Origin of the sequence: Citrobacter sp. RHB20-C16 (assembly GCF_013890155.1) — a bacterium.
GTDB lineage: Bacteria > Pseudomonadota > Gammaproteobacteria > Enterobacterales > Enterobacteriaceae > Citrobacter_A > Citrobacter_A amalonaticus.
Map to the genome: position 1 here is coordinate 3630214 of NZ_CP057630.1, position 23375 is coordinate 3653588.

Sequence of the window (23375 nt, forward strand, 5' to 3'; positions counted from 1 at the left end):
CTCGTTCATGTTAAGATATCTCCTTGCGCCCCAAAGGATGAAATGGGGTGTTTTTCGATTCCAGATTACCTATACTGAGCGGCACTATGACGAAGAAAAAAGCACACAAACCTGGCTCAGCCACCATCGCGCTCAACAAGCGCGCGCGACACGAATACTTTATCGAAGAAGAGTTCGAAGCGGGACTCGCTCTGCAAGGGTGGGAAGTGAAATCCCTGCGCGCCGGTAAAGCCAACATCGGCGACAGCTATGTGATCCTGAAAGACGGCGAAGCGTACCTGTTCGGCGCTAACTTTACGCCGATGGCGGTGGCCTCCACGCACGTGGTGTGCGATCCCACTCGCACCCGTAAACTGCTGTTGAATCAGCGTGAACTTGATTCCCTGTATGGTCGTGTGAATCGTGAAGGCTACACTGTTGTCGCCCTTTCTCTGTACTGGAAGAATGCCTGGTGCAAGGTCAAAATTGGCGTAGCGAAGGGTAAGAAACAGCACGACAAACGTTCCGACCTGAAAGAACGTGAATGGCAACTGGATAAAGCGCGCATTATGAAAAATGCCGGACGCTAACGATGTTATTATGTGACCTGCCTCGCATTTGAGGTAGGTCATCATTATTTACCTGTTGAATCTCCAAAAATATATTCTCTCCTTTATTATTTCTATTTCCCCGAAACGTAAAACTGATAAGAATATATCTTCAACCCTATTCATATTACGTACATAGTCCAATAATCTAATACTTCAAATAATTTTTTTTGACATTTTAATAGTCAAAAATACCAATACAATTTATGTAAGAAATCAATACCTATCCGGCTAACAGAAATCATAAAATTAATTTCAATACAATGAGATAAATCACACTCGCTTTCCGCACCGTACCGTTTCACGTCGCCAATCGGTGCAAAACTGTATATATTTTACCGCCACTAAACAAATCGCAAATATACGTTAATTTGCAGAATGAGTTCTTTCTGACTATATCATCTAATACGAAAGTACCAGTGGATCAAAAAAACAAAGGGTTATTCAACGCAACAGAAACCATCATCTGCACGGCCATAACATTGTCATCACCGGCAAGAATTCATCCACATGATGAACGGGATCGCTCGTCTGTACTTTTCCCTGCCCGGTAGTTTTAACGAATTTATGCACAGAGCTAGCCATCAGGAGTGATCATATGCGTCATCTCGCCGTTATATCCAGGTTGACGGGCGTTTCCACCAATGTTGAAGCCTCTGAAGTCACACTTAATGCCCCTTCCATTGTGAAATTATCCGCAGAGCGTAGCGACATCAGCCAACTGGCTCGCGTGAATCAGGATCTGGTGATCACCTTTACGTCCGGTGAAAAACTGACCGTTAAAAATTTCTATGTGGCGAACGACCAGGGGGCCAGCCAACTGGTGCTGGAAGACAGTCACGGTGCTCTGTGGTGGGTGGAAAACCCGGAAAACGGTCTGCATTTTGAACAAATTTCAACCATTGACGATTTACTGGTTACTGCCGGCGAATCTCACGAAGGCGGAGCACTCTGGCCATGGCTTCTGGGTGGCGCGGTTGCTGCCGGTGGAATCGTGGCCATCGCATCCTCGGGAGGTGGCAGCAGTCATCATCATGATAACGACAATGGTAATCCTGATGATGGTTCCGGGAACGGCGGCACGCCGGGGGATGCGGGCGGAAATAACGGAAGTGGAAATAACAGCGGCGGCGATAACAACACGAACCTTCCGGGCGGGGAAAATTCCACACCACCGACGGCCCCTGTGATTACCAGCGCAACAGATGCCGTCTCCGCCATTACGGGGGCGATTCAGGAAAACCAGAGCACCAACGACAGCCAGCCGATGATTGCCGGTACAGGTGAAGCTGGCTCCGTCATCACCCTCTATGACAATGGGCAGGTCATGGGGATCGTTATCGTCGATGAACAAGGAAACTGGAGCTATAAACCCGACCTCCCGCTTTCCGAAGGCGAACACGTACTGACCGCGACCGCGACGGACGAAAACGGTAATACCAGCGCCATCTCCGGTGATTTCACCTTTACCGTCGACACGATTGCCCCTGATGAGGTCTCCGGGTTAGCGATTTCTGAAGATGGGCTCTGGGTTTCAGGGATCGCAGAAGCGGGTTGTGTCGTCACGATTTTCGACAACCAGCACAATGTCCTGGCCTCGGTTCAGGTCGATGACACTGGCCGGTTTACCGTTCGCCTCACTTCAGCGCAAACCGATTCCGAACAGCTGTATGCCGATATTTCTGACGCTGCGGGTAACGAAGGTGACGAAGCCGCCTTTCTCGGTTCCGACTCAGGTTTTCCTGATGCCCCCACCATTACCGGCATCATTGATGACACGCAACCCACCGCGGTGACGTTAGGCAGCGGTCAGTTTACCAAGGACACTACCCCCACCCTTACAGGTACCGCGTTGCCTGGCGCAGTCGTGACCATTTATGAAAATGGTATCGCGATCGGCACGGCGAGTGCCAACGATGGCACGTGGACGTTCGATCTGACAGGTGTGCCTGAAGGGTTGCACAACTACACGGCCACACAGACCACAGAGGACGGCGTCAGCGGCAATACGATAGAATTTGCGGTCACCGTGGATACTACCCCACCGGAGGCTCCCGACGATCTGCGCGTCTCGCAAAACGGAACCGTGCTGACCGGCAACGCCGAGGCGGGAAGTAAAGTCACCATTGCTGACGCCAGCGGCACCACGCTCGGCACCGTGACGGCAGACAGCGAAGGGAAATTCAGCTTCCCGCTCAATCCGCCACGGGTAAACGGGGAAGTTCTGACCGCCATCGCCACGGATAAAGCGGGAAATGACAGCTCGCCTGCCAACGCAACCGCTCCTGATATCACGCCTCCGCAGGCGGCCGGTGATCTGGATGTTTCCGATGATGGGACAACCGTAACCGGTACCGCCGAGCCTGGCACGACGGTGACTATTTACGGCAGCGACAACACCCCGCTGGGATCTGAACAGGTTCAACCCGACGGCTCATTTACCGTCACACTGAACCCACCACAAACCAACGGAGAAATTTTAACTGCCATCGTCAAGGATCCGGCGAATCTGACCAGTCCTCCGGCGACCGCCCTCGCCCCGGACACGACCCCGCCGCAGCCCGCCGGAAACCTGGACGTCTCGGATGATGGTACCACCGTGACGGGGACAGCAGAACCCGGCAGCACGGTGACGATTCGCGATCCGGACGGTAACCCGATTGGCCAGGGTCAAACCGACGGCGAGGGGAATTTCACCGTCACGCTGGACACGCCACAAACCAATGGTGAAACGCTTACTGCCACAGTGACCGATCCGGCAAATCAGAACAGCACGCCAGCCAACGTTACCGCGCCGGATACCACCGCGCCGCAGCCACCTACGGCGGTTATTTCAACAGACGGCACCACCCTGACCGCCACCGCCGAACCCGGCAGTACGATTACGATTAAAGACAGTGACGGCAATACGCTGGCGGAAACCGGTCCGGTACCGGAGAGCGGAACGCTGGTGATCCCCCTTAACCCGCCGCAGGCCAACGGTGAAACGCTGAGCGTCACCGCCACCGATGCCGCGAGCAATACCAGCCAGCCAACTGACGTTACGGCCCCGGATATCACAGCGCCAGACGCCCCCGTCGTCAGTGCGATTATCGATGATGCCGGCGCGCAGAAAGGCAATCTGAGTGATAGCCAGCGCACGGACGACAACACGTTGACCTTCAACGGTACCGGTGAACCCGGCGCAACCATCACCATTCTGGACGGAGGGACCCCGCTTGCGGGAACCGCCACCGTGGACAGCAACGGCAACTGGACGCTCACCACACCGGTGCTGGGCGACGGCGACCATACCTTCACCGTCACCGCGACCGATGCGGAAAACCAGACCAGCACACCTTCTGCACCCATCACGATTACCGTCGATACCACGCCGCCAGTCGTTCCGATCGTGACCCTGACTGACAACACTGGCAGCAACGTAGGTGAACTGACGGACAACGACGTAACCGACGCCACGCAACCGGTGTTAAGTGGAAGCGGCACCGCCGGAGACACCATTACGGTGTATGACGGAACGGCGATCATTGGCACGACAAAAGTTGCGGAAAACGGGAGCTGGAGCTTTACCCCGACTCCCGCGCTGGGCGAAGGCGACCATACGCTGCGCGTCACCGCCAGCGATCCTCTGGGCAACACCAGCGAGAAATCCTCCCCGATAACCATTACGGTGGATACCACCGCCCCCGACACTCCGGCGCTGACGCTGACGGATGGCGCAAATGGCCCACTCACCGACGGTCAGGCGACCCGGGAAACCCAGCCGGTTCTGAGCGGTACGGGAACAGATGGCGATATCATCAGCATTTACGACAATGGCGATCTGGTTACCACCGTCACGGTGACTAACGGCGTCTGGAGCTACACGTCGGATGCCCTTGATGAAGGCGACCATGTTTTTACCCTCACCAGCACCGATCCGGCGGGCAATATCAGTGAACCCTCCGCGCCGATCGGCATTCTGGTAGATACCACCCCACCCGCCGTGCCCAACCTGACCGTCACTGACCGCGTCGGCAATCAGACCGGCACTCTCGATAACGGTCAGTACACCGATGATACGCGACCGCTGCTGAGCGGAAACGGTACGCCAGGCGACACGATCACTATCACGCTGGATGGCGTCGCGCTGCCATCGCTGGTGATTGACAATTCCGGGAACTGGAGCGTCCCGTCGCCACTGCTGGCGCAGGGCGACCATATCATCAAGGTCACCGCGACCGATCCCGCCGGTAACAGCAGCACCTCGCCGGATCGCATTGTTCGCGTGGATACCCAGGCGCCTGGCACGCCAACGCTGGCTGTGAGCGATGATGACGGGGCGTTGAACGCCGGAGCGCAAACCAACGATACCACCCCAACGCTGAGTGGGACGGGCGAGACGGGTAGCATTGTCACCATTCTGAATAACGGCGTGGAGATTGGCACTGCCGAGGTCTTTGATGGCGTCTGGAGCTTTACCCCGGATAGCGCCCTGGTCGAAGGCCATTACAACTTTAGCGTGACGGCAAAAGATGCCGCAGGTAACACCAGTCAGCCGTCGGAGGCGACTGGCATCATCATTGATACCCAGGCACCCGACGCGCCGTTTATCACCTCGCTGGGCAGTCCGGCAGTCACCAATCAGCCCGGGTTACCCATTAGCGGTACCGGCGAACCCGGCAGCACCATCACCCTGTCGAATGGTGGTACGGTAATTGGCACCGCTGAAGTCGATGCCGCAGGGAACTGGACGATCACCCCGGATTCGCCGCTCACCGAAGGCAATTACACGTTGACGGCAACGGCCACCGATCCGGCGGGTAACGTCAGCACACCTTCTGCCTCCATCTCGCTGAACGTCGATCTGACTAAACCGGCGTCCCCGGAGGAGGTAACGATCACAGCCGATGGCGCGACGGTCAGCGGCACGGCGGAAACCGGCAGCACGGTGACGATCCGCGATACCGACGGCAATGTGATTGGTACGGGCGTGGCAACGGACGGCACGTTCCAGATTCAGGTCACGCCAGCGCAAACGGGCGTCAATTCGCTGACCGCTACGGCGCAGGATGCCGCCGGTAACACCAGCGATCCCACTAACTTTACCGGCTCCGGCACCGGGTTGCCGGTCATCAGCGCGATAGTCGATGACACCGGCACCATTCAGGGCGATCTGAAGAGCGGACAAACCACTGACGATACGCAACCAGGGCTGCGCGGCGTTTCCACACCGAACTCAACCGTCGATATTCTGGTCGACGGCATCGTTGTCGCGTCAAACGTCCCGGTTGACGAGAACGGCAACTGGAACTGGACATCCACCGCCACGTTAGCCGAAGGCCTGCACACCTTCGAGGTTATCGATACTGTGGATGGCAGCAAAGCGTCAGCCGTGGTCAACATCACCGTCGATCTCACTCCACCGGCACAACCGTCGATTGGCAGCGTGACAGATGATGTCGCCCCGGGTACGGGAACGCTGACCAGCGGGCAGACGACCAACGATACCCGTCCCACCCTGAGCGGCAGCGGCACCAACGGCGAAACCATCACGATTTACGATGGCAATACGCCAATCGGTCAGGTACAGGTCGTCAACGGCACGTGGAGTTTTACGCCTTCCACCGGTCTGGGGGAAGGCAGCCACAATCTGACCATCACTGCCACCGATGCGGCAGGGAATACCAGCGTCGCGTCGGAAGCATTTGTCGTGGTGGTGGATACCACGCCGCCAGTAGCGCCAACCCTTACCAGCGCCACAGATAACAGCGAGCCGCAAACAGGCGTCATCAGTAACGGTGGCAGCACCAATGACACCACACCCGCCTTTACCGGCAGCGGTGAAGAAGGCAGTACGATTACCCTCTATGACAATGGCGTGAAAATCGGCACCACGCAGGTCACCAACGGTAGCTGGAGTTTTACCTCTCCGACGCTTGCCACAGGTTCCCATGTGATTACCGTCACCGCCACCGATGCGATGGGTAACGTCAGCGCGCCTTCCACTGCGTACACGGTGAACATCGATACCACCGCGCCACGGGTACCGGTGATTCAAAGCGTCACCGATGACACCACCCCGTCAACCGGCGTACTGGCGAACGGACAAAGCACCAATGATACTCAGCCAACCTTCCAGGGAACGGCGGAGCCGGGCGCCACTGTTACGCTGTATGACGGCGGACTCGCCGTGGGCAGCGTGGTGGTGGGCACCGATGGAAGCTGGTCGCTCTCACCGGATACCCCATTAGGCAGCGGCCCACACAATCTGACCGTCACGGCCACGGACGCGGCAGGCAACGAAGGCCCGTCCGCCGCGTTCACTCTGACCGTGGACACACAGGCGCCATCGGCTCCTGTCATCAGTTCCGTCAGTGATGATGTCGCCCCGAATAGTGGTTCGCTGAACAACGGACAAAGCACCAACGACACGCGGCCAACGCTGACCGGAACCGCCGAAGCGAACAGCACCGTCAGCATTTTTGACGGCACCACGCTGCTAGGCACCGTGCAGGCCAACGGTACAGGCGCATGGACCTTTACGCCCACCACCGCGCTGGGCAATGGCTCACACACGTTCAACGTAACCGCCACAGACGCGGCCGGTAACGTCAGCCCTGGCGCTACCTTTACTGTGGTCGTCGATACGGTTTCCCCTCCGGCTCCCACCATCGTCAGCGTCACCGATAACGTGACGCCAGGAACCGGTGCGCTCACCAGCGGGCAAAGCACCAATGATACCCGCCCGATCATGACCGGAACCGGTGAACCCGGTAGCACCATTAACGTCTACGATGGCAACGTTCTGCTTGGCACCGCCACCGTGACCGAAGGCGGGAGCTGGAGCTACCGACCGGACGGATTGTCCCAGGGGGGCCACTCGCTGAGGGTCACCGCCACCGACAGCGCGGGCAATACCGGCCCGGCATCAGCGAATTTTACGCTGACGGTCGATACCGTTTCGCCCGGCGCGCCAATAATCAGTAATGTGCAGGATGACGTTGGCCCAGTCACCGGCAGTCTGAGCAGCGGTCAAACCACCAACGATGCGCGTCCTGTTTTCACCGGCACCGGTGAACCGGGGACCACAATCAGCATCGCGGACAACGGCGTTCCCCTCGCCAGCGTGACGGTTGAGGCGAACGGAAGCTGGACCTTTACCCCCACCAGCGATCTGGGCCAGGGGAATCATCCGTTAACCTTCACCGCAACGGATGCCGCCGGTAACGTCGGTCCTTCTGCCAGTTTCACCGTCACGATAGATACCGCCGCACCGCTGGCACCGGTAATCACTTCTGTGGTCGATGACAGCGCGCCGCAAACCGGCAATCTGTCGCCCAATCAGAGCACCAATGACACTCGCCCAACGCTTAACGGCACGGCAGAGCCTGGCACCACGCTAACCTTTACCGATAACGGCACGGTCATTGGCAGCCTCGTTGTCGGTACGGACGGCAACTGGACCTTCACACCAACCACCGCCCTGACTAACGGCGCGCATACCCTTGCTGTGACCGCGACTGACGCCGCGGGCAACGTCGGTCCGGCGGCCAGTTTCGCCGTCACGGTGGATACGCTGGCGCCAACCGCGCCGGTGATTACCACCATTCTTGATGATGTCAGCAATATCATCGGTCCCGTCGGCAGCGGACAAAGCACCAATGACACCCTGCCAGAGCTGCGTGGCACCAGCGAGCCGGGCGCATTCATCACACTCTATGACGGCGCAACGTTACTCACGCCAACCCCGATTCAGGCGGATGCCAACGGCGCGTGGAGCTTTACGCCTACCACCGCACTGACGGAGGGTGCGCATACCTTTACCGCCAAAGCCACCGACGCCGCGGGCAATGTCAGCGCATCATCGGCGACATCGACCATCGTGGTGGATACCACGCCGCCCGGCACGCCGAGCAATCTGGCGGTGGTCACCAACGGCAGTCACGTCACCGGTACGGCAGAGGCCGGCAGCACGGTCACTATCACCAGCAGCAATGGCACGGTGCTGGGTACCGGCGTTGCGGACGGCACCACTGGCAGCTTTAACATTCTGATTACCCCTGCGCAGGTCGGTGGAGAGACGTTGCAGGTAGTCGCCCAGGACAAAGCGGGTAATACCGGGACCTCCGGCAGCGTCATTGCGCCGTTCAGTGGTCTGCCTGGAGCCCCGGTGATCGCCTCGTTGACGGACGATGTGGGCTCTATCACCGGCCTGGTGGCCAACGGTCAGGGCACCAATGACGCCAGACCGTTGTTAAACGGGACGGGTCAGCCGTTCTCCACCATCACGGTGTACAGCGACGGCGTCTCTATTGGCAGCACCAGCGTGGATGCGCAAGGTAACTGGTCACTGACCCCGCAGGCCAACATCGCCGACGGAACGCACATCCTCACCGCCACAGCCACTAACACCAACGGCACCAGTACGCTGTCATCCGGTTATACCGTCACGGTGGATACGGTCACGGCCGCGCCAACGGGCACCGTGAGCGCCGACGGTGCCAGTATCAGCGGCACCGCTGAAGCGGGCAGTACGGTGAGCATCACGCTTAGCACGGGCTTAACGGTGACCACGACCGCCAACAGCAGCGGCAATTACACCTATACCTTCGATCGCAAACAGACCAGCGGCGAGAACATCAGCGTCAGCGCCACGGACGCCGTCGGCAACGCCTCGACCCCGACGCAGGTCACCGCGCCAACGCTGCCCATCTCGGCCAGCGATAACGTTGAAAATCTGGAGTTAACCTCCAGTGCCACCGTCACAACCGAGCAACTGAGCGACTATGGTTTGCTGCTGGTTGGCGCGCTGGGCAACGTGGCGAACGTGTTAGGTAACGATACGGCAGCCGTGGAGTTCACCATTCAGGACGGCGGCAGCGCCAGTCTTGTGATAGACGCCAGCGCTACCGGGGTTGTGCTCTCGTTGCTGAATACGCAGGAGGTGGCGATCCAGAAATATGATGCCGCGACTAACTCGTGGACCACGGTCATCGACACCGCGCAGGCACAGTTTGCCAATTTACTGACGCTCGGCAGCAGCGGCGTCACGGTGAACGTGTCCGGACTGGAGGGCGGTACTTATCGGGTTCTGACCTATAACACCGCGCTGCTGGCAACCGGCTCTTATACCGCACTGAACGTCAGCGTCGAAGAGACCAGTGCCGGTACCATCACTACCACTACGCCGCAGACTGGCAACGTGCTGAATAACGACAGCGCGCCGCAGGATACTCTTGTCACCACAGTCACTAACGCCAACGGACAAGTCTTTACGCTTAACGCTGGCAGTAACGTCATTCAGGGCGACTATGGCACGCTGACGATTAATCAGGACGGTAGCTACAGCTATGCGCTGAACCCGAACAGTCCGGCCTCAGTGATTGGCCGCACGGAGAGCTTCACCTACACCATCAACGGCGGCGGCAACAGCGCCTCGGCGAAGCTGGTGATTACTCTGGGCAATGACGCTCCGGTCAGCAGCGTGACCGCCGTCGATAACGTCTCCACCCTGCCCTATGACACGCATGTGGAGGCGATCAACAACGGGGCGTCCTCGCAGGGCGGCTTTACGGTGGTGAACGTCAGTCTGGGCAACGTGCTGGATCTGGGCGTACTGGACAAACTGAGCAACCCGATTATTTTCGACGTTGAGCAGGGTTCTACGCGCACCATGACGCTGCAATCCTCCATTGGCGGCGTGGCGGTGGCGTCCAGTTTCGATCTGTACATCTATCGCTTCAACGACGTCACCCAGAAATTTGAACAGTGGCAAGTGGAGAAAAACTGGCTGAACGCACCGCTGCTGGGCGGTCAGTCCGACAAGCTGACGCTGAATCTGCCGGGCGGCGAATACCTGTTCCTGCTGAACCCGGCATTTGGCGTCACGGCGTTGACCGGCTATACCCTGAACGTGCTGGAGGATCATGTTTACAGCGTTGACAGCCTGACCACCAGCACCCAGGGCAATGTGTTGAGCGACGATATCGCCCCCGCCGGCACGCTGGTCACCCAGGTAAACGGTGTGGCGGTTGCCGCTACCGGCACGACAACCATTGTCGGCACCTACGGCACGTTAACCATTGATGCGAAAGGGAACTACACCTACACCCTGAAAAGCGGCGTAGGTGCGGACGGCACCAAAACACCGGACAGCTTCATCTACACGGTGAAAGCGCCAAACGGGGATACCGATACCGCCTCGCTCAATATCCAGCCGACTGCCCGTCCGCTGGATGCCGTGAACGATGTCAGCGATACCCTGTTGGCCCCGTCCGTACAGGACACCACGAGTTATCTGGATTCCACCGTCGGGAGTGCCAGTTGGGGAGTACTTGGCAGAACCGGTAGCGGCAGCGGAACCTTTGACGTCGCGGCAGGCACCATTCTGAAAGGCGCGTCCATCGTCTTTGATGTCTCGACGCTGGTGACGCTGGGCAATCTGACCATTAGCTGGTCAATACTGGAAAACGGCGTGGTCGTTCGCTCCGGTACCGTGCCGGTCGCCAATATCACGCTCGGCGGCGCCACCGTGACCGTCAATCTGAGCGGGCTGGAGCTGGATGGCGGCACCTACACGCTGAACTTCACCGGCAATAACACCCTGGCGGGCGCAGCGACCATTACGCCGAAAATCACCGGGACGACGGTCGATCTGGATAACTTCGAAACCTCCGGCACGCACACCGTCAGCGGCAATATCTTTGACGGCAGCGACTCCGGCGGTGCGATGGACCAGTTGAATACCGTCGATACGCGCCTGACCATTACCGGTTACAACGGCAGTACCGCCACGCTGGATCCTTACTCCAGCGCCACTACAACCATTCAGGGCCACTACGGTTCGCTGCAAATTCGCACCGACGGTTCGTACACCTACACGCTCAACAACGGTGTGGCGCTCTCGTCCATCACCACGAAGGAGACATTCACTTACACGCTCAATGACACCCACGGTCATACCGATACCGCCACGCTGACGGTGGATATCGCCCCGCAGGTAAGCAGTACCGTGCAAAGCGACGTGCTGGTGGGATCGGTATATGGCGACACGCTGATCTACAACCTGCTCAACGCCAGCGATGCCACGGGCGGCAACGGAACTGACACATGGAGAAACTTCTCGCTGGCGCAGGGCGACAAAATTGACATCGGCGATTTGCTGGTGGGCTGGAACGGGCAAACCGCCTCGCTGGGCAACTATCTCAGCGTCAGCACCAGCGGCGGCAATACCACTCTCTCTATTGACCGTGACGGGGCGGGCAGCACTTACCACTCCACGCAACTGGTAACCCTGGAGAATGTACAAACCACGCTGACGGAGCTTATCGAACAAAACCATATTGTGACCTGATAAAGGCCAGTAGCACGACAACACAACGACCCCGGGCGCACGCTCGCCCGGGGCAAAAAACAACGCTCAATTAGGGAAGAAAATGGGAAAACGACAGCTTACTTTCTGGTGGCTGGCGGGCAATCTGTGCGCTGCGCCCGCTATCGCTGCCGTGGAAATGCCCCGCATCGCCCCGCAGCAGTGGGTTGAACGGCAGGAACTGCCCGCGCTTGATGGCCCGATGCCGCAAAGCGGCGACAGCGCCGCGCCCGGCGAACTGACCCTCTCTCAGGCGGTCAATCGCGCCGTCACCTGGCATCCATCGATCGCGGAAGTGGTCGGTAAACTGTATGCCCAAATTCAGCAGGTCGATGTTGCAAAAGCCAAATACTATCCGCAGGTTAACGCCGGGATGAATAACGGCTATACCAACAGCTATTCCGACAGCGGATTCAGCCCGTCGCTGGTACTGTCACTGTCGCAAATGCTCTATGACTTTGGAAAAGTCGCAAGCCAGGTGCGGGCAGAAAACGCCGGCGTGGCGCAGGAGCAGGCCAACGTGCTGCTCAGCATTGATACCGTCAGCCATGAAACGGCAACCGCTATTGTACAGGTGCAGACCTGGCAGCAGATGGTGGCGGTGGCAAAGGAGCAACTGGATGCCCTGAGCGCCATTGGCAGGCTGGCGAATCAGCGCAACGATGAAGGCGCCAGCTCGCTGTCGGACGTGGTGCAGACCGATGCGCGCATTGAGGGCGCCCGCTCCCAACTCGTACAGTATCAGGCCAATCTTGAGAGCTCGCAGGCGACGCTCATGACCTGGCTGGGCTGGAAAAACCTTAACACCATCAGCAACGACTTCCCGCAAAAGCTGGGCCGCAGTTGCGAACTGGCAAAACCGGATGACAAGCTGGTACCCGCCGTTCTTGCCGCCTGGGCGCAGGCCAACGTCGCCCAGGCTAATCTCGACTACGCCAACGCGCAGATGACGCCGACGGTTTCGCTGGAGCCGGAGGTTCGCCACTATCTCAATGATAATTATGCCGGGCATGAGTCCGTTGACCGCACTCAGTATTCGGCGTGGGTCAAAGTGGAGATGCCCATTTATCAGGGCGGCGGCTTAACCGCCCGGCGCAACGCCGCCAGCCACGCGGTGGATTCCGCCCAGTCAGCCATCCAGCGCACCCGGCTGGACGTTCGCAAGAAGCTGCTTGCGGATCGCAGTGAAGCGATGAACCTGGTGACCTCCTTGCAGATCCAGAAGCGTCAGGAGACGTTGAGTGAACGGACGCGCGAGCTGTACCAGCAACAGTATCTCGACCTTGGTTCCCGACCGCTTCTCGATGTGCTTAACGCTGAACAGGAGGTCTATCAGGCGCGCTTCGCACAGTTACAGACAGAGAGTCAGTTGCATCAACTGCAGCTTAACTGCCTGTACAACACCGGTCAGATGCGCCAGGCCTTTGGTCTGGAAAACCGCACCATTCAGTCAGTGGAGATTCAGCCATGACTCACGCCGACATTCCTGGCGACGAGCGCATCACCGCACCGGCGCTGGCCAACTGGGCGCGGGCAATGAGCCATATCGCCACCCATTATCGTATTGCCTGTTCTCCCGGCGCGTTGCAGGCCTGCGCCCCGTGGTTCCAGGATAAACCGATGCCGCAGGCGCTCAGCCAACTGGCCCGCCAGGCCGGACTCTCTTTTCAGCCGCTGGCTCCCAGCGAACAGTCGCTCACCCGATGGCGTCTGCCGGTGGTGATCCAGCTCCAGGAGGGTGAACTGGTACTGGTTGAACAGTTCGACGGCGAAGACCAGCTTGACGTCTGTTTTATCAACGGCGAACTCCAGCGCAACCGGATCGCCCTGCGCGACCTGCTGCCGACGGTCCGTTTCATTATCGCGTTACGTCCGCTTTCCGCCGTGAAAGACCGCCGGGTGGATACCTATATCTCGCGTTTCAAACCCGACTGGCTGAAAAGCCTGGTGCTGAAAGATCTACGTCCTTACGGCCCGGTGATGCTGGCAGCATTGCTGATCAACATCCTGTCGCTTTCCGGGATCGTCTTCTCGATGCAGGTGTATGACCGGGTGATCCCCGCGCAATCGTGGTCGTCGCTGTATGTCCTTGCCGTCGGCGTTTTGATCGCCATGTTGTTTGGTTTTCTGCTGCGACTCTCCCGTGGTCATGTGATGGATCGGTTGGGTAAGCGCGCCGATATGCGGGTGTCGGATCGCGTGTTCAGCCACGCTCTACGCCTGCGTAATAGCGCGATCCCGCGCTCCACCGGCAGCTTTATTTCGCAGCTACGCGAGCTGGAACAGATCCGCGAGATGGTGACCTCTTCTACGATCTCCACCATTGTGGATCTGCCCTTCTTTTTCCTGTTCATCGTGGTGCTGGCGATCATCGCCCCGCCGCTCGCCTGGATCGCCCCGGTCGCCGCGCTGCTGATGATCCTTCCCGGTCTACTGTTGCAAAAAAAGCTCGCGGAGCTGGCGAATCAGTCAGCGCACGAGGCCACGCTGCGTAACGCCGTGCTGGTCGAAAGCGTTCAGGGGCTGGAGGACATCAAGCTGATGCAGGCGGAGAACCGGTTTCTGCAACAGTGGAACAGCTATATCCGCATCACCGCCGAGTCCGGACTGCGCACCCGCGAACTGTCGCAAGGGCTAATCAACTGGGGGGTGACCGTCCAGGGGCTGGTTTATGCTGCAATGGTGATGTTTGGCGCTCCGCTGGTGATTGAAGGCACGCTGACGACCGGCTCGGTGGTTGCTGCCTCCATGCTTGGCTCAAGGATGATCGCCCCGATGGGTAATCTGTGCGGCGTGCTGGCACGCTGGCAGCAGGTGAAAGCCGCTAAAAAGGGGCTGGACAGCATTATGGAACTTCCCACTGAGACCCAGCGTGACGAAACGCGGGTGCATCAGGAGATCTTTCACGGTCATTATCTGTTCGAGAACGCACAGTTTCGCTATCACAGTGAAGACCAGCGAGTGCCACTGCGCATTAACCGACTGGAGATCGCCGCCGGCGAGCGCATCGCGGTGCTCGGGCGCAACGGCGCGGGCAAATCCACGCTGTTGCAGGCGCTGGCAGGCGGCGTGGATCTGGTCGAGGGCGACGCCCGTCTCGATAACCTCAGCCTGCCGCACATCGATATGGCCGATTTGCGCCGCAACGTCGGGCTACTGAGCCAGAACGCGCGCCTGTTTTTTGGCACCCTGCGCGAGAACCTGACGCTCGGCGCCCCGCACGCCAGCGACGACGAGATATTTACCGTGCTGGAGATTTGCGGTGCAGCCAACTTCGTGAAACGGCTGCCGAAAGGGCTCGATCATCCGATTATGGAAGGCGGCAGCGGGTTATCCGGCGGTCAGCGACAGTCCATTATGCTCGCCCGCATGCTGCTGCGCGCCCCCAATATCGTCCTGCTCGATGAGCCCACCGCCTCGCTGGATGAGCATTCCGAACGCGAGTTTATTCAACGACTGGGACAATGGCTCGGCAACCGCACTCTGATCGTCGCCACCCATCGCGTACCGGTACTGGAGCTGGTCGAACGGGTGGTGGTGCTTAAAGAGGGGCAACTGGTGATGGACGCGCCGAAAGCGCAGGCGCTGGGGCAAAGTCGAATGGCCGCGCAGGTCAACACGCGGGAGTGGAAAAATGAAAACCAGTCAGCCTGACGCGACCCACGACGCGCTCGACGACAGCCGCGAGCGAGAATTCTCAGGTGCCAGCCGCATCATCTGGCTCACCGCGATCTTGTGTCTGCTTCTCGCGGTGTGGGCGTGGTTCGGCATTCTTGATGAGGTCTCGACGGGCACCGGCAAGGTAATCCCCAGTTCGCGCGAGCAGGTATTGCAGTCGCTCGACGGGGGGATCCTCGCCGAACTGATGGTGCATGAAGGCGATCAGGTCCAGGCGGGACAGGTACTGGCGCGAATGGACCCGACGCGCTCGGAGTCTAACGTCGGCGAAAGCGCCGCCCGCTATCGTGCCTCGCTGGCATCCAGTCAGCGCCTGACGGCTGAGGTTAGCGACAAGCCGCTGGTTTTCTCTGACGAACTGAACGCCTGGCCGGATCTGCTCGCCTCGGAAACGCGACTTTACACCAGTCGCCGCGCACAACTCGCCGACGCGCAGTCTGAGCTCAAAGAGGCGCTGACGCTGGTGAATAAAGAGCTGGCGATCACCGAGCGGCTGGCAAAAAGCGGCGCCGCCAGCCACGTCGAGGTGCTACGTTTGCAACGGCAAAAAAGCGATATTGGTCTGAAGCTCACGGATTTGCGCTCGCAATATTACGTCCAGGCGCGCGAGGCGCTGTCTAAAGCCAACGCCGAAGTGGCAATGCTCTCCGCCATCATTAAGGGACGCGAAGATTCGGTGACCCGCCTGACCGTTCGCTCACCGGTTCGCGGCATTGTGAAGAACATTCAGGTCACGACCATCGGCGGCGTGATCCCGCCAAACGGCGAGATGATGGAGATCGTACCGGTTGACGATCATCTGCTGATTGAAACGCGTCTGTCGCCGCGCGACATCGCTTTTATCCACCCCGGCCAGCGCGCGCTGGTGAAAATCACCGCCTACGATTACGCCATTTACGGCGGACTGGAAGGTGTTGTCGAAACCATTTCGCCGGATACCATTCAGGACAAAGTGAAGCCGGAAATCTTCTACTACCGCGTTTTCATTCGTACCCATCAGGACTATCTGCAAAACAAGCTGGGACGCCGTTTTTCCATCGTACCGGGCATGATCGCGACAGTGGATATAAAAACAGGTGAAAAAAGCATCGTCGACTATTTAATCAAACCGTTCAACCGAGCCAAAGAAGCGCTGCGCGAGCGGTAAATGCCTGATGATTTGGGGTGGAAAGGGCTGTCACAAGTCTGTTATACTTGTCTTAACACATTGGGGCTGATTCTGGATTCGACGGGATTTGCGAAACCCAAGGTGCATGCCGAGGGGCGGTTGGCCTCGTAAAAAGCCGCAAAAAATAGTCGCAAACGACGAAAACTACGCTTTAGCAGCTTAATAACCTGCTCTGAGCCCTCTCTCCCTAGCTTCCGCTCTTAAGACGGGGATCAAAGAGAGGTCAAACCCAAAAGAGATCGCGTGGATGCCCTGCCTGGGGTTGAAGCGTTAAAACTAATCAGGCTAGTCTGGTAGTGGCGTGTCAATCCGCAGGTGCCAGGCGAATGTAAAGACTGACTAAGCATGTAGTACCGAGGATGTAGGAATTTCGGACGCGGGTTCAACTCCCGCCAGCTCCACCAATCATGATTGGACAGTGCCAGGTCAGCACTAGCAAAAACAGGAAGTTAGCAGTCTCAGCAGGACACCGACCAGACGGTGAGGGGACAAAAAAAGATACGTAAAGGAGCCGCGGCTCCCAATTGACAAAAAAGCCCGCTTATGCGGGCTTTTTTGTTTCTGTTCTTTGTAGCTTTCTCGTCACGCGCCTTGCGATACAACCATATATGTTTGCGGAAAAAGAAGAAGAGTTCAAACGCATATACCCAGATTATGAGGGTGGAGTTTATGTGATTGATTTAAAATGCCATTGGTCGCATCATGTATCCGACTGAGCGGAGTTAGATGGAAGGCACTATTAATCTGTTAGTGCAGCCTTCCATCTAATCACTGTTAGCCGTCTCAAGGAGCGGTAAGCGATCCTATGAATTTAAAACTGCACATATTTTCTCTATCGGCGTTGTTATTCGCTTTCACTCCTGTGTTGGCTGAAGAGTCTGGAGCAAAGACCATATGTGAGCTTCCGCGTCCAACGCAGCCTCGCAAGTCTGCGCAGCCTGTTAGACCTGAAATAAGCCTCGTCTGCGGATCAAACACCGTTTCTCAGACAGTCAACATGCCACCAACACCAACCATAACGACTGTCTCGACTCCGAGCGGCAATGCTTCTACGGATTCAGCAACCCTTATCGCGCTTATCTCTGCGGCTGCTGGGGTATTCGGCGCACTGGCCGGCGGACTGGCCAGCTACCTGGTTGCCAAACAGAAGGCGAAGTCTGATTTGGAACTCGAAACCAAACGCCTACAGGCGAATCTTGTAGCGACAGAACGGCTTCGTTGGCTACAAGATATTCGTGAAAGGTTTTCGAACTTATATAAACAGCTAGACATGCAGTACAATTTTGCGAAGCGTCCAGTGGCTACCGGCAACATTGCTACCATACAGAAACAGCTTGATGAGATGTCTTCTGAGATCATGGAGCAATGCAACATGATCACGCTAATGCTTAATCCAAACAAACCTGATCAAGCCAAGCTTTACGACGCGCTTCAACTGGTGCTTAGATTCATACTGGGAGTATTCCAGAAAACGCCAGCAACTATCACGCAGTCAGATGATGACGAGTATGCAAGGTATAAGCAAGCTGCATTCGATGCAATGACATGCTTGGGCGTAGAAACTTGGCGGCAAGTAAAATCCTTGTCATGAGCGCGCGACGGTTAACATTTGAATGGTTCTTGATTGACCTGAACTCCATATTTTTACTTACTGTGGTGTTATTAGTGTCCCTTTATGGCACATAGCTGCCATTCAGATGATTGCGCACTGTCATGGGGTGTCGGGGGTCGGAGGTTCAAATCCTCTCGTGCCGACCAAATTACTCCTTAAGAACCAGCCTTTTACGGCTGGTTTTTTTATGCCTGAAATTTGTACGGGGTGAAACTGGGGTGAAATTGGGGAATTACTCCGACATAAGTTGCCCAAGAAACAGCGGAACAGCCACTCGCATATCCTCTTCTATACTTTCAGTCTGACGACTGGAGGTTTCCTATGTGTGGTCGCTTTGCACAAGCACAGACCCGCGAAGAATACCTGGCATATCTGGCCGATGAAGCCGATCGCGATATCGCTTATGACCCAGAACCTATAGGCCGGTACAACGTGGCCCCCGGTACCAAAGTTCTGCTGCTCAGTGAACGCGACGAGCAACTGCATCTGGATCCGGTGTTCTGGGGCTATGCGCCCGGATGGTGGGATAAACCACCGCTGATTAATGCACGCGTTGAAACTGCAGCCACCAGCAGAATGTTCAAGCCTCTGTGGCAACATGGCCGGGCTATCGTGTTTGCGGATGGTTGGTTTGAGTGGAAGAAGGAAGGTGATAAAAAACAGCCGTATTTCATCCACCGAGCCGACGGTCAGCCGATATTTATGGCAGCAATTGGCAGTATACCGTTCGAACGCGGTGATGATGCAGAGGGATTCCTGATTGTGACTGCAGCGGCTGATAAGGGACTGGTAGACATTCACGACCGCCGGCCGCTTGTCTTGTCACCGGAAGCTGCACGCGAATGGATGCGCCAAGATGTTGGTGGGAAGGAAGCCGGAGAGATAGCATCCGACGGAGCAGTGCCGGCAGACAAATTTATCTGGCACGCTGTATCACGCGCCGTTGGCAATGTGAAAAATCAGGGGCCAGAGTTGATCGAGCCTGTCACTTAACACGCAGCAGATCTGAAAACCTTGTTGTATACCGCGGTGAAAGCATCTCGCGTTTCATCGCCCACTGCTGTTGGATGCCCTGTCCTGCAAAATACAGCGTCCCCCTCCCGCCTTTGGCGTTGAGTTGATCCAGCACTTCCATCAGCTTCTCGCTGCCGGCGCGCGGTGCATTGTCATCAAACAGGTTAAGCTGTGCGACACCCTGGCTGAAGAAGTCTCCCAACATTACTCCTGCTTTCTGGTATCGGTGTCCGTCTTTCCAGATGGCATCAAGGCACCGTGTGGCCGCTGCTATGATGTCCCGGCTGTCTTGCGTCGGTGTCAGTAGCTTAACCGATGCGCTGTTACCGTAATATGGCTCATTAAGTGCAAATGGCGATGTTTTAACGAACGCGGAGATGAACCGACAATACTGGTGTTCTCCACGCAACTTCTCCGCTGCCCGCGACGCGTAGCTACAGATAGCCTGCCGCATTGCATCGTATTCAGTGACACGTTCACCGAAAGACCGACTGCATACAATCTCTTGCTTAACGGGTGCAAACTCTTCCAGTTCAAGACATGGCTCACCGCGCAACTCGCGCACGGTTCTCTCCAGGACCACATTGAAGTGCTTTCGAATAAACCGGATGTCGGTATTAGCCAGGTCGAGAACCGTCTTGATCCCCATAGCTTCGAGCTTTTTGGTAATTCGACGGCCGACGCCCCAGGTCTCATCAACAGGAAGTGCCGCCATCAACTTGCGCTGCCGATCAACGTTAGACAGGTCAACAACTCCACCAGTCTGTCGTTGCCATCGTTTCGCGGCGTGATTTGCCAGTTTCGCCAGCGTCTTGGTCTGCCCTATTCCCACACCAACAGCAAGTCGCGTATTGCGATACACCGCATCCTGCAGTTCCCTACCAAAGTCCTCCAGTACACGGCAGTTCCGCACGCCGCTAAGGTCACAGAAAGCCTCGTCTATTGAATATATTTCGCAACGCGGTGACATCTCTTCGAGCGTGGTCATCACCCGGTTGGACATATCCGCATAAAGCTCGTAATTGCTGCTGAAGCAGACAACACCACAGCGCCGGAACAAATCTTTCTGTTTGAAGTACGGGTCACCCATTTTGACACCGAGAAGTTTTGCTTCAGTAGAACGCGCAATCACGCACCCGTCATTGTTCGACAGCACAACAACCGGTTTTCCTTTCAGATCGGGCCGGAACACCGTCTCGCAGCTCGCATAAAATGAATTTACATCAACCAGGGCAAACATCAGATCACCGGGCAGTCGTCAAGTTCGGCGCTACGGGCGTCATTGATGATATAGGTCACTACTCCCATAATGAGAGTTTCTGACGTCAGCATCTGATGCCGATCCGGATAGTTGAGATCTTCAATACATCGCACCGGAGAGAACCGTAGACGCTTAAGTCTAAGCTCATCGTTTAACTGACATATGACAATGGAACCATCAACAGGAGTCGCGGCGCTGTCCACCACGAGCATTGCATCTTTCATGATGCCTACCCGCCAGATAGTTTCCGAAGACTGCATGATGTAAGTCGATGTTGGTCTGGGGATCAACTTACTGTCGAGAGAAAGCCTTTCAACTGCATAGTCTGATGCTGGAATGTGAAAACCCATATAGCCCCCTTCTATTGACACTGGATATAAAAACAGTATAAATACTGTATATCCAACCAGTAAAGAGGGAAGGGAAAATATGTTTGTCGAGCTGGTTTATGACAAGAGAAACGTTGCAGGGTTGCCAGGTGCAAGTAACATCATTCTGGCAGAATTGACAAAGCGGGTGCACCGGATTTTTCCCGATGCCGAGGTGAAGGTAAAGCCAATGCAGGCCAACTCCTTAAACAGCGACTGCACAAAAACTGAGAAAGAACGGCTGAACCGCATGCTTGAGGAAATGTTTGAAGAGTCTGACATGTGGCTGGTGAGCGAGTGAACTATGGACAGCTTGATCATATCGGGGATCAGAATTTATTTCCCTAAACCCGGCGAGCGTCTTCCCATCCCACCGGATAACATGCGCAATTTTGCCATCAAGGGTACCGTAGGTGAGCGTTGCTGCATCCTGGCATTCCTGCGGAAAAGTTGGCAAGTTCTCTCGCTTCCTGAATACGAGCATACAGGAGCGGCCATTATGGAAGCGGTAAGACAGGGAAAGCAAAACTGGAGATAGAGTTCGCGTGGGAAAGGGGCCAACCGGCCCCTTCAGTTAATTAACCCTTCAATGCAGTTTTCAACATTTCGATCTCTGCCTTCAGGTGCTTCACATACCCCAGTAAGTCCATCACGATCGGGTTGTTGTCTACAGATGGCCGATCACGAGTTTCCGCCCCAATCTTGTTACCGTCGTCATCCATGATATCGGCGATTTCTTCAGAGTTGTGTTTGATGTATTGCGGCGCTACCAGTTCTGCTTCTTCCGCGATAATGCCGAATCGCTCGCGGTTCTGCTCGTCGTCGTTGTACACGAAGTTAACCATGCGAAGTGCATCAATACGGTTTACTGCTTCCGCAAGCTCGGCATCTTTTATGTCGCGCTTATATGCCAGACCCGATGTACCCTGAAGCGCTAATGTGCCGCTTGAGTACGGCATGTTAATAACCAATTGCCCCACGTTCGACTGCGCGCGGTTACGGGCAATAAATTGCAAGCCTGATGTACCATTAAGCGACATTATCCACGTTTTTCCAACGGCATCGGCGTTTGCCGTATTCTGGTCACGAAGCCCTACGGCAATAAATCGGTCTCCGTTAGCAAATAACCCACCAGAAAGGCCGATTTCGGCTTGCGTGATGAATTGACCGCTAGGGGTATTAGGCTTTATAAATCCAGCGTGGTTAAATGACCATGAAGCCGAAGCGTCTGTGCTCCATGCTTCTATTACGGCACTCACATCTCTGAAACCGGAAGAATACGTGTTATGCGATACACTCAGTGACCCACGCGCCACTTCTACACCGGCGATTTTATAAGAGCTAATCACATTACCGCCGCGCGTTAATACTCCGGGGCCTGGTGCTTCTGCGTCCTCATTAATAACGCTCCACAACGTGTTAGCCGCCGTAAACCCGCCGGATGCGCGGATGATCCAGACACCGACAAAAGAGTTAGGCCATACCTGGTTAGCGCTACGCCCATATACAGGGTTACTGTCGGAAGCTTTAAATGATAGCAACTGCAACGCAGTGGCTAGCGTGCCGTTGAGGCTAATAGGTCCGTACTGTCCTGTTGTTCCGGTTGATGTGGAGAACGCGCCACCACTCCCAACTAGGTTATTATTTAATTCTCCCGCTGGCGCTCGAACTTGCCGGAAGTTTAATGTACCGGCAATGTCAGGTGCGGCGCTTTCGTATACATTGCCCGCTGGCAATAATCCACCCTGATCGCCCCGACCAAATAGCCCCGGAATTGACCCGCTTTGAACACCGTTAAAGTCTGGCACCCTGAAAGTAGTCGATCCATCGCCGTTTGAGTAGTTGCCTCGCTTCCCGGGGTTAGCCAACCAATCGGCATCGTCGATCGGCGTGTGCATTTGCGCGTGCACCCATAATTCAGGCCAGTCAGCGCGGTTTAGTAATTGCCCGTCGGACAGCACCGCCCACGCCGGAATAAATGCGCGACTGGTCCACAAAGTCGGCATACCCACGCCGAAGTTTTGCACCCCGTTCATGGTTGGCCCGGTTCCACCTCCGCCAGATACATAGTTCTCCACCCAACGTTTCGTCGTTGCGTCATATGGGTTTACCGGGTCTCCTGCCAACGGGGTAGACCCGATCGGACGAACGTTAAGCCAGGCGGCGGCACGATCCGCCAGGTCAGACAGGTTCAGCGATTTTACGAGAGCTTCTGCAGGGTTATGTGAGGCCGCGTCTTCAGCGGACTTCCTCGCTTTCTCCGAATAGTGAAGCGCTGAATATTCGTTACCTGTTACCGGGTTATCTTCCGGGTTAAGCGCATATTTTCGAGCC

Annotated in this window: 11 protein-coding genes, 1 tRNA gene and 1 other RNA gene; 10 read left to right on the plus strand and 3 right to left on the minus strand. The window is 56.6% G+C overall.

Translation table 11 applies throughout. The annotated features are described in order from the left end of the window. Positions 1-86 precede the first annotated feature (86 nt). The 9 genes from smpB (at position 87) to HVX64_RS17445 (ending at position 19391) form a co-directional block, all read left to right on the plus strand. Complete coding sequence (gene smpB, locus HVX64_RS17405; protein WP_042325938.1) at positions 87-569, plus strand: SsrA-binding protein SmpB; 483 nt, start codon at positions 87-89, stop codon at positions 567-569. A 616-nt stretch (positions 570-1185) separates the two neighbouring features. Then, complete coding sequence (locus tag HVX64_RS17410) at positions 1186-11922, plus strand: BapA/Bap/LapF family large adhesin (RefSeq protein ID WP_181825067.1); 10737 nt, start codon at positions 1186-1188, stop codon at positions 11920-11922. 82 nt (positions 11923-12004) lie between these two features. Beyond that, the gene (locus HVX64_RS17415; protein WP_044255192.1) at positions 12005-13411 is read left to right on the plus strand and encodes a TolC family outer membrane protein; all 1407 of its coding nucleotides are present in this window, start codon (positions 12005-12007) and stop codon (positions 13409-13411) included. Further along, on the plus strand, positions 13408-15594 hold the full coding sequence (locus tag HVX64_RS17420) for a type I secretion system permease/ATPase (protein ID WP_044255189.1): 2187 nt from the start codon (positions 13408-13410) through the stop codon (positions 15592-15594). The genes HVX64_RS17415 and HVX64_RS17420 overlap by 4 nt, the downstream gene beginning before the upstream one ends. After that, complete coding sequence (locus HVX64_RS17425; protein WP_042999676.1) at positions 15575-16765, plus strand: HlyD family efflux transporter periplasmic adaptor subunit; 1191 nt, start codon at positions 15575-15577, stop codon at positions 16763-16765. The genes HVX64_RS17420 and HVX64_RS17425 overlap by 20 nt, the downstream gene beginning before the upstream one ends. 62 nt (positions 16766-16827) lie before the next feature. After that, positions 16828-17190: a transfer-messenger RNA gene (gene ssrA, locus HVX64_RS17430) on the plus strand. A gap of 401 nt (positions 17191-17591) precedes the next feature. Next, positions 17592-18377: a hypothetical protein gene (locus HVX64_RS17435; RefSeq protein WP_181825068.1), complete on the plus strand. Its 786-nt coding sequence runs from the start codon at positions 17592-17594 to the stop codon at positions 18375-18377. An 85-nt stretch (positions 18378-18462) separates the two neighbouring features. Next, positions 18463-18544, plus strand: a tRNA-Pro gene (locus HVX64_RS17440). A 175-nt stretch (positions 18545-18719) separates the two neighbouring features. Further along, positions 18720-19391, plus strand: a complete 672-nt coding sequence (locus HVX64_RS17445; protein ID WP_181825069.1) for an SOS response-associated peptidase — start codon at positions 18720-18722, stop codon at positions 19389-19391. On the opposite strand, the gene HVX64_RS17450 is transcribed toward HVX64_RS17445, so the two are convergent. Next, on the minus strand, positions 19384-20652 hold the full coding sequence (locus HVX64_RS17450) for a Y-family DNA polymerase (RefSeq protein ID WP_181825070.1): 1269 nt from the start codon (positions 20650-20652) through the stop codon (positions 19384-19386). The genes HVX64_RS17445 and HVX64_RS17450 overlap by 8 nt on opposite strands. Continuing rightward, complete coding sequence (locus HVX64_RS17455; protein WP_181825071.1) at positions 20652-21023, minus strand: S24 family peptidase; 372 nt, start codon at positions 21021-21023, stop codon at positions 20652-20654. The genes HVX64_RS17450 and HVX64_RS17455 overlap by 1 nt, the downstream gene beginning before the upstream one ends. A gap of 79 nt (positions 21024-21102) precedes the next feature. Here HVX64_RS17455 and HVX64_RS17460 point away from each other — a divergent pair, with 79 nt between their 5' ends. Next, the gene (locus HVX64_RS17460) at positions 21103-21342 is read left to right on the plus strand and encodes a DinI family protein (protein WP_181825072.1); all 240 of its coding nucleotides are present in this window, start codon (positions 21103-21105) and stop codon (positions 21340-21342) included. 277 nt (positions 21343-21619) lie between these two features. Here the strand turns inward: HVX64_RS17460 and HVX64_RS24300 are convergent, their stop codons facing one another. Next, on the minus strand, positions 21620-23077 hold the full coding sequence (locus tag HVX64_RS24300; protein WP_181825438.1) for a tail fiber domain-containing protein: 1458 nt from the start codon (positions 23075-23077) through the stop codon (positions 21620-21622). Positions 23078-23375: the final 298 nt, after the last annotated feature.

What these genes read in the sequence shown, in the direction of transcription:
- HVX64_RS17415 (WP_044255192.1), top strand. Translation starts at nt 12,005, where the DNA reads ATGGGAAAACGACAGCTTACTTTCTGGTGGCTGGCGGGCAATCTGTGC.
- HVX64_RS17435 (WP_181825068.1), top strand. Translation starts at nt 17,592, where the DNA reads ATGAATTTAAAACTGCACATATTTTCTCTATCGGCGTTGTTATTCGCT.
- HVX64_RS17455 (WP_181825071.1), bottom strand. Translation starts at nt 21,023, where the DNA reads ATGGGTTTTCACATTCCAGCATCAGACTATGCAGTTGAAAGGCTTTCT.
- HVX64_RS17410 (WP_181825067.1), top strand. Translation starts at nt 1,186, where the DNA reads ATGCGTCATCTCGCCGTTATATCCAGGTTGACGGGCGTTTCCACCAAT.
- HVX64_RS17450 (WP_181825070.1), bottom strand. Translation starts at nt 20,652, where the DNA reads ATGTTTGCCCTGGTTGATGTAAATTCATTTTATGCGAGCTGCGAGACG.
- HVX64_RS17425 (WP_042999676.1), top strand. Translation starts at nt 15,575, where the DNA reads ATGAAAACCAGTCAGCCTGACGCGACCCACGACGCGCTCGACGACAGC.
- HVX64_RS17460 (WP_181825072.1), top strand. Translation starts at nt 21,103, where the DNA reads ATGTTTGTCGAGCTGGTTTATGACAAGAGAAACGTTGCAGGGTTGCCA.
- HVX64_RS17445 (WP_181825069.1), top strand. Translation starts at nt 18,720, where the DNA reads ATGTGTGGTCGCTTTGCACAAGCACAGACCCGCGAAGAATACCTGGCA.
- HVX64_RS17420 (WP_044255189.1), top strand. Translation starts at nt 13,408, where the DNA reads ATGACTCACGCCGACATTCCTGGCGACGAGCGCATCACCGCACCGGCG.
- smpB (WP_042325938.1), top strand. Translation starts at nt 87, where the DNA reads ATGACGAAGAAAAAAGCACACAAACCTGGCTCAGCCACCATCGCGCTC.
- HVX64_RS24300 (WP_181825438.1), bottom strand. Translation starts at nt 23,077, where the DNA reads ATGAACGGGGTGCAAAACTTCGGCGTGGGTATGCCGACTTTGTGGACC.